The 21,305-nt window shown below is 52.9% G+C and carries 11 protein-coding genes; 3 read left to right on the forward strand and 8 right to left on the reverse strand.

What is annotated here, in order from left to right; translation table 11 throughout:
- Positions 1-315: 315 nt before the first annotated feature.
- On the forward strand, positions 316-903 hold the full coding sequence (locus ACHHV8_RS22385) for an MSMEG_1061 family FMN-dependent PPOX-type flavoprotein (RefSeq protein WP_395161674.1): 588 nt from the start codon (positions 316-318) through the stop codon (positions 901-903).
- 33 nt (positions 904-936) lie between these two features.
- Here ACHHV8_RS22385 and ACHHV8_RS22390 read toward each other — a convergent pair whose 3' ends face one another.
- From ACHHV8_RS22390 to ACHHV8_RS22400, 3 genes are all read right to left on the reverse strand, one after another.
- The gene (locus tag ACHHV8_RS22390) at positions 937-2,409 is read right to left on the reverse strand and encodes a protein adenylyltransferase SelO (RefSeq protein WP_395161675.1); all 1,473 of its coding nucleotides are present in this window, start codon (positions 2,407-2,409) and stop codon (positions 937-939) included.
- Between the two features lie 282 nt (positions 2,410-2,691).
- The gene (locus ACHHV8_RS22395) at positions 2,692-2,904 is read right to left on the reverse strand and encodes a hypothetical protein (RefSeq protein WP_395161676.1); all 213 of its coding nucleotides are present in this window, start codon (positions 2,902-2,904) and stop codon (positions 2,692-2,694) included.
- Between the two features lie 172 nt (positions 2,905-3,076).
- Positions 3,077-3,508 (reverse strand): GNAT family N-acetyltransferase, encoded by a 432-nt coding sequence (locus tag ACHHV8_RS22400; RefSeq protein ID WP_395161677.1) that lies wholly within the window; start codon positions 3,506-3,508, stop codon positions 3,077-3,079.
- Between the two features lie 357 nt (positions 3,509-3,865).
- Between ACHHV8_RS22400 and ACHHV8_RS22405 the strand changes: the two genes are divergently transcribed.
- The gene (locus ACHHV8_RS22405) at positions 3,866-5,434 is read left to right on the forward strand and encodes an IS1182 family transposase (protein ID WP_395161262.1); all 1,569 of its coding nucleotides are present in this window, start codon (positions 3,866-3,868) and stop codon (positions 5,432-5,434) included.
- Positions 5,435-5,533: 99 nt separating this feature from the next.
- Here the strand turns inward: ACHHV8_RS22405 and ACHHV8_RS22410 are convergent, their stop codons facing one another.
- From ACHHV8_RS22410 to ACHHV8_RS22425, 4 genes are all read right to left on the reverse strand, one after another.
- A complete protein-coding gene (locus tag ACHHV8_RS22410) occupies positions 5,534-14,236 on the reverse strand; it encodes a cadherin-like beta sandwich domain-containing protein (RefSeq protein WP_395161678.1) in 8,703 nt (2,900 codons plus the stop codon).
- A 497-nt stretch (positions 14,237-14,733) separates the two neighbouring features.
- Positions 14,734-15,870, reverse strand: coding sequence for a response regulator (locus tag ACHHV8_RS22415; RefSeq protein ID WP_395161679.1), 1,137 nt, complete (start codon positions 15,868-15,870; stop codon positions 14,734-14,736).
- Positions 15,848-18,991, reverse strand: a complete 3,144-nt coding sequence (locus ACHHV8_RS22420) for an ATP-binding protein (RefSeq protein ID WP_395161680.1) — start codon at positions 18,989-18,991, stop codon at positions 15,848-15,850. The genes ACHHV8_RS22415 and ACHHV8_RS22420 overlap by 23 nt, the downstream gene beginning before the upstream one ends.
- A gap of 168 nt (positions 18,992-19,159) precedes the next feature.
- Positions 19,160-19,480 carry a KGG domain-containing protein gene (locus ACHHV8_RS22425; protein WP_395161681.1) on the reverse strand — a complete coding sequence of 107 codons (321 nt, stop codon included), beginning with the start codon at positions 19,478-19,480 and terminating at the stop codon, positions 19,160-19,162.
- A 144-nt stretch (positions 19,481-19,624) separates the two neighbouring features.
- Here ACHHV8_RS22425 and ACHHV8_RS22430 point away from each other — a divergent pair, with 144 nt between their 5' ends.
- Positions 19,625-20,074, forward strand: coding sequence for a hypothetical protein (locus tag ACHHV8_RS22430; protein WP_395161682.1), 450 nt, complete (start codon positions 19,625-19,627; stop codon positions 20,072-20,074).
- A 116-nt stretch (positions 20,075-20,190) separates the two neighbouring features.
- Here ACHHV8_RS22430 and asd read toward each other — a convergent pair whose 3' ends face one another.
- Positions 20,191-21,276 (reverse strand): aspartate-semialdehyde dehydrogenase, encoded by a 1,086-nt coding sequence (gene asd, locus ACHHV8_RS22435; RefSeq protein WP_395161683.1) that lies wholly within the window; start codon positions 21,274-21,276, stop codon positions 20,191-20,193.
- Between the last annotated feature and the right edge of the window lie 29 nt (positions 21,277-21,305).

Raw genomic sequence — 21,305 nt, forward strand, 5'->3', positions numbered from 1 at the left:
CCTTGACACAGCTTTATACCCACGTGCCTTTGAAGGGCAGCTTAGCTGACGAGACCCGGCATTGTATTCCATCCGGCCGACGCTATGATTTTACCAGCATAATTCAGCTTGATTGAAGAATACAGATAAACTGTTGCTGTAATGAAACTCGCCCGCAGCGGCCGATTCCACAGACCATCCCGCTTATGGTAAACTTAAAAAGTCTTTAAAACGCTTTCCACGTAACTGCATTCCGGATTGAACACGGGCAGGACGTTTCATGAACAGTCCACATTCCGTCTACAAATTACAATTACATAGAAGGAAGGTTAGCCTATGAAAAATAGATACGAGGATCTCGTTACATCCGTTGAAGAGCTGCGCGAACTGGTCGGAACGCCTAATGAAGCCGTTGTCAAAAAATCGATTGCTCAAATTGATGAGCATATCCGGCATTACTTGTCGAAATCTCCATTGTTTTTTCTTTCAACCGCGGGCCGGGAAGGCCGCTGCGATGTGTCCCCTCGCGGCGATGCTCCCGGATCGGTGCATATCCTTGACGATCAAAGGCTGGTTTATGCCGAGCGTCCGGGCAATAGGCGGATTGATTCGTTGCTAAATATTCTCTCCAACCCTCAGGTAGGCATGCTGTTTATCATCCCGGGCCAGGAAGAGGTGCTTCGCATCAACGGAAAAGCATGGATCACCCGGAACGAGGAGCTGCTCCGGCCGCTGGAATGGAAAGGTACGCCGCCTAAGCTAGGCGTTATTGTCGAGGTAGAGGAAGCCTTCGTGCACTGCCCGCGGGCGTTGAAGCAGGCTGGCATCTGGGATCTGGAATCGTGGCCGCCCGCAGAAGAGCGGCCATCCATTCAAGAGATGTTTAAAGCCCACCTTCAAATCAACGGCTTGACGTTGAAATAAAGTTGATCTCTAGAAGCATCCGGCACAGGCAGATCATGTACCGCAATAGGTCCGGTAAGGATAGGCGGACGGCACAGGCAGCGAGCAATACTCAGCCTGTTCCGCGGCGTACGCGTACGGGTTCGCCAACGCTTCAAGAAGCCGCTCCATTACGCTGTAATCTTCGTGCATCACCGCGGCATCCAACGCTTCCTCCACCCGATGGTTGCGCGGGATGACCGCCGGGTTACTGCTGCGCATGAGCTGCCTGGCGTCGTCTTGCGACTCCGGCTGTCTGCCTAATCTTTCCTGCCACTGCTCATACCACCGGCTAAACGGTTCCGTGCCGTAAAAAACGGTGTCCTCCGGCTTTTCCAACGTTAATGCACGGAACGTATTCGTATAATCCGCCCCATGCTTCTGCATCATCGTGAGCAAGCCCTCAATCAGGGAGTCATCCTGCTCTTCCACATGAAATAAGCCCAATTTCGCTCTCATTCCCGAGAGCCAATTCCGTTGATACAACTCAAAATACTCTGCAATCGCCCCCTCCGCCAATTGAACGGCCTGATCCTCGTCCGCATGCAGTAAGGGTAGTATTGACTCTGCCAGCCTTGCAAGATTCCAGGCGCCGATCCGCGGCTGATTGCCATAGGCATAGCGGCCCTGAGCGTCAATGGAGCTGAATACGGTTGACGGGTTATAGGCATCCATAAAAGCGCACGGGCCATAATCGATCGTTTCTCCGCTGATGGCCATATTGTCGGTATTCATCACCCCATGGATGAAGCCAACAAGCTGCCATTGGGCAATCAGCGCCGCCTGACGCTTGATGACTCCCTGAAGCAGGGCAAGGTACCGGTTCTCGGCCGCATCGGCTTCCGGATAATGCTTCTGCAAGGCATAATCGGCCAGCGCCTTGAGATCCTCAGCTTTTCCCCAATTCGCAGCGTACTGAAAGGTACCGACACGCAGATGGCTTGCCGCTACGCGCGTCAGCACAGCGCCGGGGAGCTCGGCTTCGCGAAAGACGGATTCGCCCGTCGTCGTCACGGCGAGGCTGCAAGTAGTCGGAATGCCCAGCGCATGCATGGCCTCGCTAATGATGTATTCGCGCAGCATCGGCCCGAGCGCCGCCCGGCCGTCACCGCCGCGGGAGTATGGCGTTCTTCCTGAGCCCTTCAGCTGGATATCGAAGCGCTCTCCCCCAGGCGTAATTTGCTCGCCGAGCAGCAGCGCTCTTCCGTCTCCCAGCATCGTGAAATGGCCGAACTGGTGACCTGCGTAAGCCTGCGCCAGAGGTTCGGCCCCTTCCGGAATCCGATTGCCGGCAAACACCGCAGCGCCGTCGCTGCTTCTCAGCGCTTCGGCATCAAGTCCCAGTGCCGCTGCCAGCGGGGCATTGAGTACAGCCAGCTTCGGCGAGCGTACCGGCGGCGGAGTGAGCTTGGCATAAAATATTGCCGGCAGGCGGGTATAGCTGTTATCCAAATTCCAGCCCGCTTGTATTGCGTTTTGCTCTGTCAAACGTATCATCCCTTTACGTATGGGCTATAACCATAGAGGATAGCCTCGTTATTGTCTACTTCTGCCAATTTATTATACCCTTTCCGGTGCCTGACGGCATCTTCTTCCAAGCACAAACTTAAAAACCGCACCTATAGATGCGGTAAGCATTTGTGTTTATTTTCACTTAGTGTGAATCCCCTTGTTCCTCAATGGCCTAGTCGCGCACATAGATGCGGATGTCAGGATGCCCACATTTATTTCCAAGAATGATGCCTCATGCAGCCTCTGTCCGAGCCTGACCTATGCTTTCACAAGCTCTTTCTTCCAAAATTCCAATACGGTATGCTCCGGCAATTGGACGGAGGCCCATGAGTTTTTCGTTTTAAAGCCCAGGTCTTCCATTTTTCCGATCAGATTAGTCACTGCAGAATTTTCTACTCTCACTTCCATGGAAAGCGTATTTTTAATCAAATCGGACAGCTCCGTACACTCGTTAATTGCAGAAGTATTCATGCTCCTTTATCATCCTTCCGAACCGAATATTGCTTTATACTGCCCGGAAAATTCCATATTATTCGACTCCGGATCATGGCACGCCTGCGAGCTTAATGCGTCAGGCCGTTCCTCGAAATGATTATATATTGTGCAAAAAGGCGGCAGCGCAGGAATCGCGACGGCGGGTGCGCTACCGAACAGATCCTTGTTTACCCTCAATTAAATCTGCGGCTTTCCTCCACAATCCTCCGGCGCAGGGAACAAACCCGCTTCCGGCATAAAATGAAGCATGCTTCATATCGTACGTTACGGTGACAATCTCCAGCCCCGCACGCTCGGACTCTTCCAGCAGCTTCTTTACTAAGGCTTGCCCGATGCCCCTCTGCTGAAATTGCGGATGTACGATGATGTCTTCCATATATCCGTGCTGCAGGCCCGTCCCGGCAACATAGCCGAATGCGATAAGGCCGCCGGTTTCCGCATCCCGGCATCCCGCCCAGAAGCTGCAGCGTTCGAACAAAATCGGGTAATCGGAGTGCCGCGCCTCCCACCCCACCTGCTCTCTAAGCGCCGGCACCTCATGCGGCTCTATCGGAAGATTTAGCATAATCTCATGCTTCATGACATTCCCCTTTCTTTTTTGCGCCTGCTCATGAAAATTGTCCACCGACGTCTTTTCAGCGATGTTCGACCGCGTTTGGCGGTAGCTTCCCCCTTGATGGAATAGCCGCATGGGCAGCTTCGAGGCGATATTCCCTTTTTGAATATACTAATATACTATACCAGAATTAACCATAAGTAGAACCGGATGCGTTCTATCTGGAACACCGTTATCCCTGCCCAGCAAACAAACGAAAGAGGGTGTCCCATAAGTCATTAAATGACTGAGGGACGCCCTCTCATTTTGTACAACAAAAAGAAACCTACCTTTGGTAAAATGGAAGTACCACCCACCATTCACATAAAGGAGAGGTTTCTTTTGTACATTCAATATACCATGGATCAACTTTGCCTGCCAATGGATTTAGAAGAGGACATTCCAGCAAACCACCTCGTTCGCGTTGTAAACACTGCCGTCAATCGTCTCGACGCCGCTATCTTCGACGCCGCTTACCCCGGAGGCGGACGAGATAGCTATCACCCCAAGATGTTAACCAAAGTCATCATTTATGCCTACACACAACGCATCTACTCCTCTCGCCAGATTGCCAAGGCTGTCCGTGAAAACATCATGTTTATGTGGATCGCAGGCAGGCAGCGCCCGGACTTTCGTACCATCAACCGCTTTCGTTCGGAACGAATGAAAACTGTACTGGAGACTGTGTTTACGGCCGTTCTTCAATTCCTCGCAGAGGAGAACTATGTGCAGTTGGAGCATTACTTTGTGGACGGCACGAAGATCGAAGCCAATGCCAACCGCTATACGTTTGTTTGGGGAAAGGCTGTCGTGAAGCACAAGGCCAAGCTCCAGGAGAAAGTCCAGACCTTGTTCGCCGCCATTGAAGAAGCTGAGAGGCAAGAAGAAGGAGCACATGAGGGCAGGGATCTTCACGAGCTGGGAGAGTCATCTGCCATCACAAGTGAAAAGCTGGCACATGCCGTCAAGCAGTTGGAAGAGCGCCTGCAGGAGAAGCCTAAAGATAAACCGCTAAAGAAGGCGGTGCGTGCGCTCCGCAAGGACTTGCTTCCGCGGCTCCAAAAGTATGAGACACATGAGATCATCTTAGGAAATCGAAACAGCTACAGCAAAACGGACCATGACGCCACATTTATGCGAATGAAAGAAGACCACATGCGAAATGGCCAGCTCAAGCCGGGTTACAACGTACAGATTGGCACTGAAAATCAATTCATTCTCGGCTACAGCGTTCACCAGCGGCCGACCGATACGCGCTGCCTCATCCCTCATCTGGAGAAAATAAAATCACAGTTCGGCAAGCTGCCACACACCGTCATCGCTGATGCGGGCTATGGCGGTGAGGAGAATTATGACTATTTGGAGCAGAACAAAGTCGAAGCCATTGTAAAGTACAGCACGTACCATCGCGAAAAAAGCAAGGCATGGCAAAAGGACATCAGTAAGATCGACAACTGGACCTACAACAGCGAGCAAGACACGTGGACATGCGCAGCCGGACAACCGCTCCATTTTCGTAGGGTAAGTAAGGAAAAAAAAGAAAGTGGGTATGAAATCGAACACAGGCATTACCGAAGCACCAGCTGTGAGGAATGCCCGCTGAAACCACAGTGTACGAAGGCCCAAGGTAACCGTGAGATCAAAGTCAGCATGAAGTATTTGCGGCTAAAGGGCCAAGCAAGGCAAAAGCTCCGCAGTGAAGAGGGTTATGCCCTGGCAGTGAGGCGCATGATCGAGCCGGAGCCTGTGTTTGGTGATATGAAACACAACAGAGGATTTAGAAGATTTCTGCTTCGTGGCTTACCAAAAGTAAGTCTGGAGGTCGGGTGGCTTTCCCTTGCCCACAATCTACTTAAGAAAGCTGCAATAGATACCAAAAACCAAGGAGCTAAGCGAGAACAGATCGCATAGCTCCTTGGTTTTTTCGAATGTCATCTTATTTTGTTCCAGAGGGTGTCTCCAAATTTACTTTTGGGACAGCCCCTCTAACGTATAATTTGATTCCATTAATTAATGGTGGGGCACGATCGTTACACTGCCATCGGACATCAGCTTCACGGTACCGGAAGCCGATTCGATTTCTTGCATAGCCCAGTGGTCTTGCGGGACATCCGGCCAGCTGGAGGACTGTACATGCGCGGCCGGACGTTCAAACAACCGGTTCAATACTTTCACCGCTTCAGCGCGGTTCAGCTTGCCTTCCGGCTGGAAGGTACCGTCAGGATAGCCTTGCAGTACGCCTGCCTTCGATGCTTGCTCAATCGCATCGGCTGCCCAATGCGTCTGCGTATCGCTGTAGCGGCCGACAGATGCTTGGTCTGCCGCGGCTGCAGGAAGCAGTCTGGCCGCAATGCTGGCCATCTCCGCTCGGGTAACGGCATCGTCGGGACGGAACAGCCCCTTGTCGTCGCCGAGCATCAATCCCGAGCGCTGCATACCGGCAATTGCCTCAGCCGCCCAATGTCCTTCTGCGACATCAGGGTAGCCCGCTGCCGCTCCCGTTGCAGCGCCGCCTGCATGGCTTGCAGCTCCAATGCGGTACAGAATCGTCGCCAATTCTGCGCGTGTAATGGACTGCTCCGGACGGAAGGTGCCGTCAGGGTAGCCGGACAAATAAGGCTCCAGCACCTTCAGCGCTTCCGCGCTATTTTTCTGAATCAACGTAAATGTACTGAACTTATTGATTTCAATTGCAATCCCGGCCGGATTGCCTTCGGCATCGTAGCGGATTTCTCCTTGCGAAAGCTCCTTGTCGCCGTCGCTGTGCTCGATATACACAGCCAGATTGGATAACACTAGTTTTGCAGCCGCCTGATCTGCAGGCAGCGTCAAGCTGTTCAGCGGGAACAGGAGCTCTGTCGTGTACCCGGAATAATTCGTTTCAATCTGAACCGGTTGGCCGATCACGTTGACCGGCTGGCCGCCGGCTGCATTTTTCACCAGCTCTGCAGCCTGCACCCGGGATGCTACCTCGCTGCGCCCGGCGTCGGTACGGACTGGAACCACCCGGAAATAAACCTCTTTCCCATCCTTGCTCAGCTGCTCCAGCGAAGCTTGCGATAAGGTGATTTGCGCATCCGGCAGTACGATCTGCAGGGACAAGCCGCCGCCAGCAAGCAGGTTCACGGACTCGGCTGTCAAGCTTACAATCCGTTCATCCGCCGGTGCCTCCGGCAGATCTGTCACATAGATTCGAGCGATGCCGTCCTTGTTCTGAACGGCTTTATCGAGAATCACGCGTATTTTGTCCGCATCGAGCTTCACCGAATCGATCGTTCTGCCATCCTCGGTCGAATTCCGAACGATGGACGTCTGATCCGTCCAACCTCCGGCACCGCCGGAAATCGTCGTTTGACGTACATTTTCAGCAGGCTTTTTGGAATCCCGTACACGTTTCACATCGATGGAATATGTCTGCGAAGCGGTCCGGTCAGCGGACTCCACGCTTATGATAACCGTGTTGCTTCCTAAGTTAAGGTGTGGCGTAAAGCCTCCGCCGCCCTTCAAGGAAACCCCATCAACCGTCACGGTTGCTTCCGGATCATTGGCAATCGCCGTTACTGTCGCGACACCGCTGGTGGTTGCTCCAATTGTTCCGTACTTCAGCTTGTAAGGATTAAAAGCGCCATCCATTAGCGGCGTTACCTGCAGGCTGGACAGCAGTGGCGGCTGCACAGGCTGTGTCTGCAGACGCAGCACGGAGACATTGTAAGTAAGCTTGGTGCCGTTCTGAGCGCTTACTTCGACTGCATAGGTTTGCGCGTTCCCGGTAAACGGAACGGATAATGCAGAACCGTTCGCTGCAGCTTGACCGTCGATGTGAATCGTCGCATCCGATTGTTCCACAGCAGGCAGCAGCGTCAAGGATTGGGCCGTATTAGGTGCAAGCACCTGATAATTCAATACCGCCGGATCAAATCCGGACAGCAGCGCCGTGCCTCCGGCAGCCACTTCCAGCTGCCGCAGCCGTGCGTCACTGCTCTGCTCACGCCATACCGCTACCTGATAGCTTCGCGTTTCAGAGCCGTCCGGCGAAGCCACCGTCACAGGAATCGCATTCTCACCTACAAGCAGCGGTATCGATTGGGATGCCTGACCGCTCGAAACCGGCTGCCCTTTAATCTTAATGCTAGAGCTGGCCTTCAAGGCTTCCGGCGTCAACGTAACGCTGTCTACCGTATTGTCTACATAGACGTTGAAGCTTTCTTCCGCCCCTGTAAACGGCTTCGCCGGAAGCTCTTTCCCGGACTGCTGCGCAGTCGCGTCATTCAGCTTCAGCCCACGCAATACGGCAGCGCTGGAGCCTTTTCCATCGAGCTTCAAAGTATAGGTCTTATCCGTCCCGCTGGCGGGATGGACTACTATTTGCACGGTACGTCCCGCAGCAGGCACGTCGACCTCTGCATAGCCGTTCGAAAGCGCCTGGCCGTCGACAGTAACCGCGGATGAAGCGTCCATCGGAACCGCGTAAACGCGAACCTTATCCGAGAATGCAGACGCTTGATACGAAGAGGTGCCGAACTGATAAGGCTTGCTCAGCTTTGCATTTCCCGTTGCCAGAGCGGCAAGATCGCTAGGATAGGTCGGCAAGGTTCCATCGATGCCGCGCAATACTTCAAAGCCATACTCCGTTTTATTACCGACTTCATCGGATGCCGTAATCGTTATCTGATTCCGGTCCGCCTGAGCCGTCCAGTCCAGCGGAGCGTAATATACGAAGCGTCCGTCATCGTCAAGCGGAACCGCCGTTCCATTAATCGTCAGCTTAGCACCGGAATCCGTTTGACCTGTAATATAAACCTTGCTGTCGTCTGTAACGGTACCGTTCAACGAAATCGGCTGCCCGTTCGTATCGTCGCCGCCGGACGCAATAAGCAGCGGACCGGTACGATCGATAAACAGCTTACGGTACACAGTACTGCGGTCGCCGCGCTCATTTACCGCTTCGAGCAGCAGATTGTATTCCCGTTCTTTCAGTACGCTTACTTTCAACAGCTCCTGTAAAGCAAAGGCATACGTACCGCCTGCCGTAACTTGCCCGCTGCCCAGCTGCTGTCCGTTGACAGACAGTGTAAGCGATGCGTTCTGATCGGACGCCACCTTCAAGGAAGCCTGCTCAGCGGTTGTAAGCAGCATTGTTTCTTCCGTTCCGTCATAGGCCGTGTAGGAGCGTTCAACAACCGGAAGCGCGCCTGCATCGAGCGATACAGTGAGAGCGGCCGGCTGTGGAACCGGAAGCTCTGCTTTCACGCCGGCGGATAAAGGACTCAATACAATATGTCCCTGCTCCTGCCCGAGCGCCGAAACCGCAATGGTGTAGGAAGCACCCGCAGTCAATCCGGATACGACGACTTCCTGCTCATTCCCCGATTGCGGAATCCAATCCATCACGGGAACATCGGCTTGCACATTCTCTCCTTGACCAGCCCAAACCCGATACTGCGTCACATTCCCCGAAATGGATGCAAAACGCAGCTTCACTTCTCCGTTACCGGTAGAAAGCACTTCCGGCTGGCTCGGCGCACTTAGCGTATACGGTGCGGTAACTTCAACGGTTCCTTCCGCAATTGCATATACCGGCGCTTTGTCGGCGCTCGTTCCCGCCGCGGACAAATAATAGGTTCCCGGCAGTGTCGAAGCAGGCAGGTCGATCGTGGTGCTGCCGGAAGCGGACAGACCGTCGGCAATTACTTCTCCGATCAATTGATCAGCACTTCCTGTCAGCATCAACGTCACTTTCGCATCAGACGGAGCATTTTCCGTCGACCAGGCTGCCTTGATTCGGTTTTCCGCCCCGGAAACAGGCGAGACGGTCACCTTGATAGCAGACTGCGGAATAAGCTTCTGGATTTGCAGATCCACTTTTTTCGCGCTTTGAACCGTCCATCTGCCTGCAGACGCTCCGAGCAGCGAAACGTAAAGCGCATCACGCCCGTCCTGTACCGGATTCGGTGTACTGATCTGAGTCTGCTCAAGCGGATCCCCGCCCGCACTCGCGGCCAACACCCGGTCTGCCGCCGGCTGAAGGTAGGCGTTGCCGTTCGGACCTTCAAAGTTCAAAGTATACTTCGAACCGTTAGGCGCGATGAGAGTCGTATTCACATCTCCACCGCTTACGGTCAGCATATAATTTCCGTTCTCCGGCAGTTCAAAATATTTGCCGAAGCGTCCCTCTGTCAGCAGAGGCTTGATGGATTTAAATTTTCGGGTGGACTTATAGGCAACCACACTGGTAAAGCTGCTGCCTTCCACCTTCCATTGTCCGCTTAAATCATCCCCGTTAAGCAGAACGGACAGCTTCTTCTGAGATGCATCATAAATGGCATTCATGCCCGTCTGATTCGGATCAAGCTGCAGCGCATACAGCTCGCCGTTAGGTTTAAACAGCTTCGTCTGCGCATCCGCTCCGTAAATTTCAACAATCGCTTGACCGTTATCGGTCCGGCTCATTTGAAATGCCGTAGGATAAGCCTGCTCTTGCAGCCACTGTACGACATCGCCGATTGCAGCCTGCGGCGGCACGTTATTCAACACAACCGCCGGGCTTGTGCCGGCGCTGACGATCCACGTTCCCGCTTCCACCGCATCCAGCAGCGCGTACAGATTGCCCCCGCCATCGCGGTAAGCGTTCCAGTCCGGCTCATTCTGCGCGGTTTGCAGGCTGTAAGGACGCCCATCCGGCTTGTAAACAATAACGTCGCCTTGAACCGGGCCGATCTTCATCACGTAAGACCCGCGCTCCTTCATGTTCAGCGCCGTAACCGGCCTTTCAGCCGCTTGGGTCCACATTCCAGCCAGCTCGCCCAGCTTCAGCGATCCGTTAGCAAATGTCAGTTCATTGACACGGATACGGCTGTCGCCGTTCGTTATCAACGTCCAGCTTCCTGGTGTCAGCTGTGCGCGCATAAAAGTCGTGTCGCTAGCCGCATCGTAGTAGGTTCCCGATTGTGCGCCTTGCGGGTAGCTTTGGCCCAGCATTTCTGTTGAGCGAAGCATACCGGAATGCTGATCGCCCGTTAAGGTAATGAGCGCGTCGTAGGAACGCTCTACCGCAAACGTCACGTTCGATTGGCCGCTTGTAGCGTCCGTCTTCGTGCTCATGGACGGCGTCCGGTCAAGCGACGTAAACTGCCCGTCGACCATCTTCGCTTTCGCATCCAATTGAGCCGTATCGTCCGGCTGGAAGGACAAGCTGACCGGCGTCCAGTCAAATACCCGCTTCATGTCTCCCGCAGCGGCGATATTTACCTTTTTGACCGGATCCTTCATCAGGAACAGTTCCTCCGCTATATCAAGCCACGGGTCCGCTGCATCCATAAAATCGGACACGTTGTTCATGAAATCGAGCCCTTTTTCCCACCAGGACTTCTTCGGCGGCTCTGCTTCCACTTCAAACAGAATCGTATTGTTGTTAAAGGTATACTTCATATTGGCGCCGATTCCGTTATGCCGGAAGGTGCCGTAAATACCGGTGTCATTGACGCTCAGCGCAATATTGTTCACCGTTGCTCCGCCGATGCGCGGGATCCCCTTCGGAACGTATACCGTTCCCTGGATAACCCCGTTAAAGCCTTTTTTATTGAAGGAATAAGTGCCGATGGCTCCCTTGACTACATCAAAAACATTAATTTCGCCCTTCGAAGCAAAGCCCGGGGCGGAAAATCCTTTGATCCCGGCTGTTGTCGGGTTCACTACCGTCTGCATGTTCATGTTGTTTACAGGCAGCCAATAATAGTATTCGATGCCTCTGGCATTAAAGCCGTAGGAGGATACATCCATATCGATCGAATCGGTTCCGATCAGATTAAATTTGTAGTTAGCCTGCGGATGCTTAAGCTCAGGCACAATGATGTCATTCACCGAGCCGGTAACGCTGAATTTCTGCGGAACCTGTGTTTTGTCCGCCAGCTTGTCCACGTTCCCGAACAAATAATTCACCTGCAAACCTGTCGAAGCCAGCTTTGCCTTATGGTACATACCGAAGCTTACACCGTCCAAGCGCCCCTGCTTGGTCTTCATATACAGATCGAAGCTAAGATCGGTATCGGGCAGCGTGCCTGTACCCTGAACGCCGACATACGGAATGCGGCTGTCCACAACAAACTGGGTGTCTTTCACATTAAACGGTCCCGCCTGGAAGTTTTTGTTCATCTTGAACGTTCCGGACAGGTCAAACCGGTTATTGCGGAAGTTCAAACCGTCGACCGGCACAGTGCCCGTCACCTTCTGGCTTCCAAGCTGCATGCCAACCTCAAGATCGCCCGTCAGACGCAAGCCGTCTTTGGTAAAAATGAGCGAGCTTGCCTTGAGCGGCATATCGATATTCAAATAATCGGCTGCTTCGCCGCTGCTAAGCGGGATGGAAAAATCATCCGAGGTGAGCTCGAACGCTCCCTCCTGGATCGTGTAGGACACGTTCGCTCCAACGCTTCCTCCGCCGTTCACGTACAAGCGTCCTTCGCCGCTGATGACGGCTTTGCCTGTGTCGGTATCCTTCGTGACGACAAGACGGCTGCCCTTGAACATCAGCGATTCGTTGATAGTAACAACCTCGGAGGTATCGTTCAGCACATAAGTATTCGGATTCTTCGGATCCTCCGTAAACGGTCCTTGCAGCGTCAGGCTGTTCACTTCGTTGCTTTCAGAAGTGCTCGGCACATCGACTCTGGTAAAGTTACGCGGCTTGTAGAAATCCAGCGCCGTCACCATCAGAGCGTCAGGGAATATATAATCATCGTAGAAATTGTGCTCCAAATGGACGTCATAATCGCCCGGAGGCAGGTCTGACTTCGAATCTTTTAAGGTCAGCTCCAGCTGGCGCTCATTAATGATGTTATAAGCCAGGTCATATCGGGTGCCGTCCTTGCCTTTCAGGTAGTAATCAATGCCGTCGATCGGTTTGCGCAGCAGGTTCGTAACGCCTGTACCGACTGCAACCAGCCGCTTCTTATCCTTCACGTGAAGAACCGAGGCGCCGACGCGGGCATACTTCACATCAGGCGGATCCATATTCGGATCTTCTATCATAGTGAAGTCTTTGACCGGCGTATAGCTTGTTCCGAGCTCATTGACCGCGTATCCGCGGAGCTCGTAAGCCTGCTGCCAGATGAGTCCCGTAATGGTGACCGTAAAGGAACCAGCGCCTTTCGGTTCATCCTTCGTATAAGGAACTTGAGTCCAGTCGCTGTCACCGTTTTTACGATACTCCACTCCTCTCGAAGTGATGTCTCTCGAACCGTCATCATACACATTCGTAATGACACTGACCGTATCGTTGGTATGCTGGGGATCAAAATTGATTATCGGTTCCACATCGAACTTTACACCTGGCGGCGTCGGCGGCGAATAGCCGAACAGCCACGTTTCATTCATGTTCGCGGCGGGCCAGGAGCCAACCTGAGCATTACCGATACTCGGGAAGTTTATTACTTCAATCTCGTTGCGGCCTCCTCCGAACATAACAAAGTTCTTCCCGTCAAATGCCATACTGGCATAACTAAGCGGGAAAGGCAGCTGGTTAGGAATCAACTGAACGTCATATTCCGTTCCGTTCTGCCCCTTCCTATCTTGAAAAACAGCTTCCATACCCACAACATAAGGATAATATTCCCAACTGTTATCGCTCCAGCCATAAGCCATGGCATGCTTCCAGGTAGAAAAGCCGCCTATACTTTTACCGGCCATATCGGGATACATCGTCGACGGTAATTTCAGTTTAGGCACCAGCACGGCATTCGAGTGGACATAATCGCGCTCTCCGCTGAAGATGACGACACGCCGGCCGTCATAAGCCATAACTTGACCCCAGCGGCCGTAGTCTTCCGGACCGTTCACCGAGCTCCAGTTACCGCTCTCTCGATCCCATTTCCATAGGAGCGGTGAGCTGTCATCGTGTGTGATCGACTTTGTCTCATGGGTGCTTTTATCCTCATAGCTTTTCGTCACCGATCCGCTATCGCCGCCATACAGCACTGCCGTCTGGCCGTCATAGGCCATCTGGCCGCCGTACGATGCCGGAGGAGAATCGGTCGGACTCGCTTCGGTCCATGCCGTACCATCCCACAGCCACGTATCGTTCAGCAGCGTTTTGGAACCGCTGCTGCCCTTATAGCCGCCGAACAGAATCAGCTTCTCGCCGTCGTAGGCAAGCGCAGCTCCTGCCCGCGCCGAAGGGCCGGCTCCTGTTACTTCCTCCCACTTCTCTTCCAGGCCGTCCCACAACCAGGTGTCGTTCAGCAGGCCTGATTGCCCCTCACCGCCAAACAAGAGCACCTTTTTGGTGACAGGGTCGTACGCCATAACCGCGCCTTTACGCTTCTCAGGAAGCGGATCTAAATGAAGCTTTTCCTGCCAGGTCTTATGGCTGCCGTCCCAAATCCAGGTTTCATCAAACAGTCCGCCACTGCCCTCGCCGCCGAACATCACCACGTTGCCGGCATTCTCATCATGAGCCATCGAAGCGGCTTGTCTAGGCTCTGGAGGCAGTTCAACCTTTATCCGTTCCCATTTATAATCGATTAGTTTACTGCTGTCCGGTGTTACAGGTGTATATGTATTCGACCCCACCGTATCGTTTCCATTGCCATAAGTTTGCTGCGTGACCGTTCCCCCTGCTTGAACAGTACTCAGCCCCCCCTGAAAGAGAGGCAAACCCTGCAGCAGCAGCGCAGCGATCAAAATCTTCGCCAATCCCACATTCCAACGTTTCCGCACTGATGCGTTCCCCCATTCATCTTACATTTGCCAAGTCATACTACATAAAAAACTGCCAGCCTCTCTATCGCATAGATTGCCAGAAAAAATACACAACTCGACACAGAGGCCACTGAAAAACTAGCGGAGCGTGCGGAATCGTTCTGTAGAAGCGAATGCGTTCGCCTTTGTCCTTGGATTTCAACCGCTACAAGCGGTATATAATCAAAGAAATCCAGGGACAACAGCGATCGGAAGAATGTTCCGTACTCGGAGCGATGCCTTTTTCAGTGGCCTCCTCGACACATCAGCTCCTTTTTTGTCTGATTTTGTAGTATTCAATTATATAATCAATATAACGAACTACTCTGAACAAATTCTGAACATAACGTTCTACAAAAACCGACACAAAAAGCAGCACTTTGTCGAACCGTTGAAACCAGCTGATATTTTCCGTCTTTAGTGCGGTATAATAAAAAATCCCTCCATCACTGGAGGGAAAGCTTCCAAATATTACATCATTCCTGTCTGCCCGATTGTATCAGCCTGCTTACCTGCTCGTCGTTCGGCCTGTCCGGCTTTCTGCCCAAATCCGCTTGAAAAAGTTCAACAAAGCTGTCGTAATGACGCTGCAGAGCCTGATAGTCGCTATTCCTGGCATAGGCCGACAGCACAAGCTCACAGATTTCTTCCGAATACGGCTCCTTTTCCTGGAGCAGAAGCAGCCTTTGCAGCGCCATCCTTTCCCGTCCTGTCTGCATCTCATACCGCGCCAAGGCAAGCGACAGCGAAAGGTAGCGGCTTAGCAGCTCTTTGCTTTTCGAGGCGGCCCATACATAGTCATGCTCCTCCAGGTAATCGCCGCTGTACATGTCCGTTATACGGTTCAGCTTCTCCCAGCTGTCCTCATTTATTGGTTCTTCCAATGGAATAGCTTCCAGCAGCTGAACATCCGTCTGAAACTCATCGGCACGAAGACGGTAGCTGTCGAGCTCATATTCAATCGTTCGCTGCACGCCCCACTGCTTCAGCAATTTGCGGATTTGATAGACGGAAGTATGCAAATGCGTCATAGCTTTATCACGCAAAGTATCCGGCCACAGCGTATCCAGAATCAGATCCTTGGAGACCCAGCGATCTCTGCGGTGAAGAAGGAAGGCGAATAACTCCTGCGACTTGGAGGTACGCCATTTCAGATGCCGCACAGCTTCGTCCCCATCGTACAGCGCCAATCGTTTTAAGCAGCAAACGCGTTTCTCCGTGTTTACCGCCTTTTCCTTGCCCTGGCTGCTCTTGCGGAGCATAGCTTCAATACGGCGGACCGTCTTGGCGATACGATCGGGATGTATCGGCTTCAGCAAATAATCCATTGCACACCGCTCAAACGCCTCAACGGCATAGTCGGCATAGGCCGTGACATAGACGATGCGAATGTCATCGTCGATCTGAAGAATCCGTTCAGCCGCTTCGAGCCCGTTCATACCCGGCATCTCAATATCCAAAAAAACGACATCCGCCCCTGACCGTTCCAAATACTCAATGCCCGCTTGCGCGGATGTAAATTTCCCTTCAACCCTTACGCCGTGCTCCGCCGCCAGCAGCCGCTCCATATGGAGCAATGCCGGCTTCTCGTCATCTATCAGAATCGCCTTCATCCTTCATCTCCTCTCGTCCTCTGATCGCTTGCAGCCGGTAAACGCGGGGAACGGTAAAGCTTACGATAGTGCCTCGCCCTGGCCAGCTCTCCACTTGAAGTCCTTTTCCGTACAACGTTATCAAACGTTTGTGAATATTGATTAAACCGACCGAATCCCCTCTCGCATTGTCCGATAAAATCGAGTCCAGCTTATGTGCCGGGATGCCTTCTCCATCATCCTCTACAGAGACGGTATAGCCATCCGTTGTTTGACGCAGCTTTACTATCACGGTACCTCCGTCCGGTTTGCGCATAAGCCCGTGTCGGACGGCGTTCTCTACAATAGGCTGGATACTGAGCGGCGGAACAAGAGTTTGAACCGACTCGTCCATGTCAAACCGATATTTGAGCCGCTCATCGAAACGAGCCTGCTCCAAATGTAAATACGCTTTGACAAGCTCCAGCTCCTTCGAAAGCGGGATGAGCCGATCCAAATTCTGAAACCCGAAGCTTCCTCTTAAATACTGGCTCAATTCCAGCAGCAAACGGATCGCTTGATCGGCATCGTCCGGACAGATCGCAATAATTGTATTTAAGGCGTTGTACAAAAAATGAGGCTTGATCTGCGCCTGGAGAAAAGCCGTCTCTGTGCGGATTGAATATTGAACCGACCTTCGGAGCTCCATCAGCGTACGGACCCGGCTGCGAAGCTCTCCGGCATCTACCGGTTTTCTTAAATAATCGTTAACTCCGGCCTGAAAGCCAAGCTCGATATCCTCCGGACGGCTTCTCGCCGTCAGCATCAGGATCGGCAGCTCGGACAAAGAAAATCTTCTGCGAATTTCCTTGCAGAGCTCGAGCCCCGTCATACCGGGCATCATCCAATCGGTAACCACTACATCGGCATCCATTCCTGCGAACAGTGCTTCCAGAGCGTCGATTCCGTTATCAAAGGCGGCAATTTCATATTGCTCTATGCTTAGCAGGCTGCGAAGTACCCGCAAATTGACCGGATCATCGTCGATAATCAGCACACGGCCGCGGCTGCTGTCTTCTTCTGCCTCAAACTCGTCAGCCTCCGCTGCACGATCCGTCCAAATCTCCTCCGCAACGGCAGTCTGCCTTTCGGCATGCTTGCGAACGGGCCCGCTGGCGGCAGGCAGCTTGAAATAAAATGTGCTCCCATGACCCAGCTTCGATTCGACCCACAGCTTGCCTCCGTTAAGCTCAATCAGCTTTTTCGTAATGCTAAGCCCAAGCCCTGTGCCGTGATATTCCCGGTTATACGCCGATCCTCCCTGATCGAACGCTTTGAATATATCCTTGAGCCGCTCCTTTGCGATCCCGATCCCCGTATCGCTAACGGCTACTTTGATATAGGCGCCGCATGCCTCTGCCTTGATACGTATTTCCCCCTGCGGGGTAAATTTGACGGCATTGCCGAGCAAATTATACAAAATTTGCTGCAGCCGCTCTTCATCCGTATCCATCAGCGGCAGGTCTTCGGCCCATTCCTTCACGAAACGGACCTCCCTCTTCGCAGCAACATGCCGGATGACCTCCAGCACGGAATAGGCAACCATTCGAAAATCGACGGCATGGCGGTTCAGGAGAATCTCGCCGTTTTTCAGCTTGGCAAAATCCGCAATATCATTAATTAACAGCGACAGCCGCTTCCCCGTGGAAACGAGGAGCGCTAAATGCTGTTGTTGATTCGTATTCAGCTGGCCCGCTGCCCCTTCCATCATCGACTGCGCCATGTTAATGATGCCGTGCAGCGGCGTTCTCAGCTCATGCGAGGTATTGGCCATAAATTCATCCTTGAGCCCGTCCAGCGTCAGAAGCCTGTGAGACAACGCTTCAACTTCATTGAAGGACTGCGCGGACCGTTTTGCCTGAATCATCGCCTGAGCTAAAACAAAGAGCAGAATCTCGATCATCATCATGGCGGGGGCTAGATGAATACCGATCACATACAAGAAATTAAGAATGATGAACAGCATAATACTGCCAAAGCTAACCAGCAGCCAGAAGCCGCTGACAGCCGTCCTGCGGATCACCCCGGTCAGCAGAACATGCATTGTATAGATGACACTGGCGAACCCGAACACCAGAATGAACTTTTCCCAGCTCGTAAATATCGCTGCCGGAAGCAGGATACCTGACGCCAGCAGAAACAAGCCTGCCCACATAAACAGCCGGATCACCGCAGGCCTCACGCAGGAAGGAACGGTAACAGCCACGTAACGGTGAAGGAAAAGGTAGGCGCACGTCGACGACAGCAGCTGCACTCGGAGCATCACATGATCTAAGGGAAGCCCCTGCCAGACGACCGCCAAAAGCTTTTCTCCATGCGAGAGAATATACAGCACAGAGAACAAGCAGAAGCAGGCTAAGTCCAGCACCGCGCGGTCATTTCTGCGTATCCGGTAGAGCAGCAGGAAATACAAGCCCGGAATAAGCAGCCCGGCCGCCGTCAGCATATCGACTAAAACAGCAAGCTCGCGGCTTTTCATTATCGATTGCTGATCACCGAACTGTATCGGCGTGACCATGCCGCCGCCCGCCCCATACATAAAATTCGATGCTTGAACGATAATCTCCACCGTACCGCTATGTACAGGCACAAATACGGCATATGGAATATTGCCCGCTGTTTCCTCCATAGAGGAAGCTCCCGGCGCTCCGCTCGCCCCCACCTCCTGTCCGTTAAGAAACAGACGATGGGCCATTCGGATATTGCCGGTGCGCAGCCCGTACAAATGCTCCTGCGCATTTCCAAGCTTGACGACCAGACGATAAGTGCCGTAACCGAACGGTGCCGGCTTCCCGTTCTCCACAAACTTGGCGTCCCATTTTTGCGGAACCTGAATGAATCCGCCGGCCGCTGCCCCCTGCTTCTCCATAGAGCCGGTTAAATCAAGCTGGCCCGGCGCAACCCATTGATTAGGATAAAATTCCCACTCCCCTTGCAGAAGAACCGAGCCGGTTTTATAAAAGTCCCATTGTGACAGGTCCAGCACACCTGCCGAGGCCCGCGGACTTTCCTTAAGAGAACTCATATAATAAAGCTGCCATGCAGCAGGCCCCATTGCCACCAGCACAAAAATACTCATCATTTTAACCCAATACTTGATCACGCCGACTCCCCTTATTTCTCGTTCTTTCGAGAATATTCGCGGTCCGCAGGTCAAATTCCTGTATCCGTATCGCTGCCAAATATCCCTATTCCGCTGCAGCAGCTGGGGCATGAACCGTCAGAAATAAGCAAAATCCCCACAGTTTCGGTTGCTGTGGGGATGATTGCTTTATTTAAGAGGCTGCTTTAGTCGCGGTCGCCGCTGACGGGCGCGGGCTTCACCGCCTTTGCGGCCCGCTTCCTCGCGGCTCATCTTGCCGTCGTCGTTATCGTCGCTGTCATCGGAACGGGTATTCGAATGATCCCGGGCTTCGCCGCCCTTTTGACCGATCTCTTGATAAAATTCACGGTCATGCGTTCTGGATGTGGCGTCGCCGCCTTTTTGACCGATTTCCTCGTAAAACTCCCGGTCATGATTTTTGGCTGTAGCCTCTCCACCCATGCGACCTGCTTCTTCTCTGCTCATTTTGTTGTCCTGGTTTCTAGCCATTGTAATCACTCCTCGTAAGTTTTAGTGCCTTTGCACAGTTAATATTTACCCTTGCCCCAGACTTTGAAACTTCGTATATCATTTTCCGTATACTAGGAATATAATATAAGATATATACTTTAACGGCGAAGGAGTCACGAGAGCTTGGACAACAACGGTATACATCACATCGTGGAGGAGCTGTTAGCGCGTTCCGGCAGCTCCGCGAAGGTCGTTATCGAAGAGCGCTTCCCCGCCCGCCGGATGGTCGGCGGCAAATACAATCCAGGCTCTCATACCGTAACCTTGTATGAACAAGTAATTGAGGAGCAGTGCCGGCTTTTATTCGCTTCCGAGCGATGTCTCGGCGAATATATCAAAGCGATATTTGCCCACGAGCTGGGGCATGCCGAAGATCCCCAATTGACGGAGCTGGCGGAACGACTTAATGACAGCCCGCCCGCGCTTCGCAAGCGGATTGCCCTGCAAATCGAAGAAAATGCATGGAATTACGCCGAGCAGCTTGTACCTGAAGTGGATGCCGGCCTAATGAAGACCATCATTTTCCATTCGCTGCGCGCCTACCGGGAGAGTATTCAAGAAGAATCGGCATGACCGGACACGAACCGCCGGAATCCGGCTGCGAACCTCATAAATATAAAAAACAGCAAGCTCCCGAAGCCTCGGGACGCTTGCTGTTTTGCTGTTTCTCCAATTCGTTAGCCTTGCTGTTATTTAGGCTGAATGTAGCCTTCCGCTTTCAGCAGCTCGGCGATGAGCACTGCACCGCCGGCCGCTCCACGCAGCGTATTATGCGACAGTCCTACAAATTTGTAGTCGTAGAGGGAATCCTCGCGCAGCCGGCCTGCGGAAACTCCCATCCCGCGTTCAATGTCGCGGTCCAGTTTCGTCTGAGGTCTGTTCTCTTCTTCAAAATACGTGATGAACTGCTTAGGCGCGCTTGGCAGGCCAAGCTCCTGCGGGCGTCCTTTGAACTGCTGCCAGCGGGCGAGAATTTCTTCCTTCGAAGGCTTCTTCTCGAACGATACGAATACCGTAGCCAAATGTCCGTCCGTTACCGGAACGCGAATGCATTGCGTTGTAATTAACGGCGCAGCCGCTTTAACAATTTGGTTGTTTTCGATCGTACCCCAAATTCGCAGCGGTTCCTGCTCGCTTTTCTCTTCCTCGCCGCCGATATAAGGAATGACATTATCCAGCATTTCCGGCCAGTCGGTGAAGTTTTTGCCTGCTCCGGAAATCGCCTGATACGTCGAGGCAACCACTTGAGTCGGCTTGAAATCCAGCAGAGCATGCAGGGCAGGCACATAGCTTTGAATGGAGCAATTCGGCTTCACGGCAATAAAACCGGTCGACGTGCCGAGCCGCTTGCGCTGCGCTGCGATCACTTCAATATGTCCCGGATTAATCTCCGGAATGACCATCGGGATGTCCGGAGTCCAGCGGTGAGCCGAGTTATTGGAAATGACCGGCGTGCCCGTTTTGGCATAGGCTTCTTCCAGCGCCTGAATTTCGTTCTTCTTCATATCGACCGCGCAGAAAATAAAGTCGACGTCAGCCGCAACCTCTTCCACCTTCGAAGCGTCCTGAACGACGATGGATTTCACATCCTCAGGGATGGAGCCTTCCAGCTTCCAACGGCCTTGAACCGCTTCCTCATATGTCTTGCCGGCCGACCCGGCACTCGCCGCAATCGCCGTTACTTTAAACCATGGGTGCTGATCCAGCAGCTGAACGAACCGCTGGCCGACCATTCCCGTTCCCCCAACAATACCAACTCTCAGTTTTTCTGCCATAAGCTGTTCCAATCCCTTCAACATGGTAT

Source organism: Paenibacillus sp. TAB_01 (genome assembly GCF_043945595.1).
Classification (GTDB): domain Bacteria; phylum Bacillota; class Bacilli; order Paenibacillales; family NBRC-103111; genus Paenibacillus_S.

Excerpts from the sequence above, each read along its gene's own strand:
- ACHHV8_RS22385 (WP_395161674.1), top strand. The coding sequence starts at position 316 with ATGAAAAATAGATACGAGGATCTCGTTACATCCGTTGAAGAGCTGCGC.
- ACHHV8_RS22395 (WP_395161676.1), bottom strand. The coding sequence starts at position 2,904 with ATGAATACTTCTGCAATTAACGAGTGTACGGAGCTGTCCGATTTGATT.
- ACHHV8_RS22400 (WP_395161677.1), bottom strand. The coding sequence starts at position 3,508 with ATGAAGCATGAGATTATGCTAAATCTTCCGATAGAGCCGCATGAGGTG.
- ACHHV8_RS22415 (WP_395161679.1), bottom strand. The coding sequence starts at position 15,870 with ATGAAGGCGATTCTGATAGATGACGAGAAGCCGGCATTGCTCCATATG.
- ACHHV8_RS22425 (WP_395161681.1), bottom strand. The coding sequence starts at position 19,480 with ATGGCTAGAAACCAGGACAACAAAATGAGCAGAGAAGAAGCAGGTCGC.
- asd (WP_395161683.1), bottom strand. The coding sequence starts at position 21,276 with ATGGCAGAAAAACTGAGAGTTGGTATTGTTGGGGGAACGGGAATGGTC.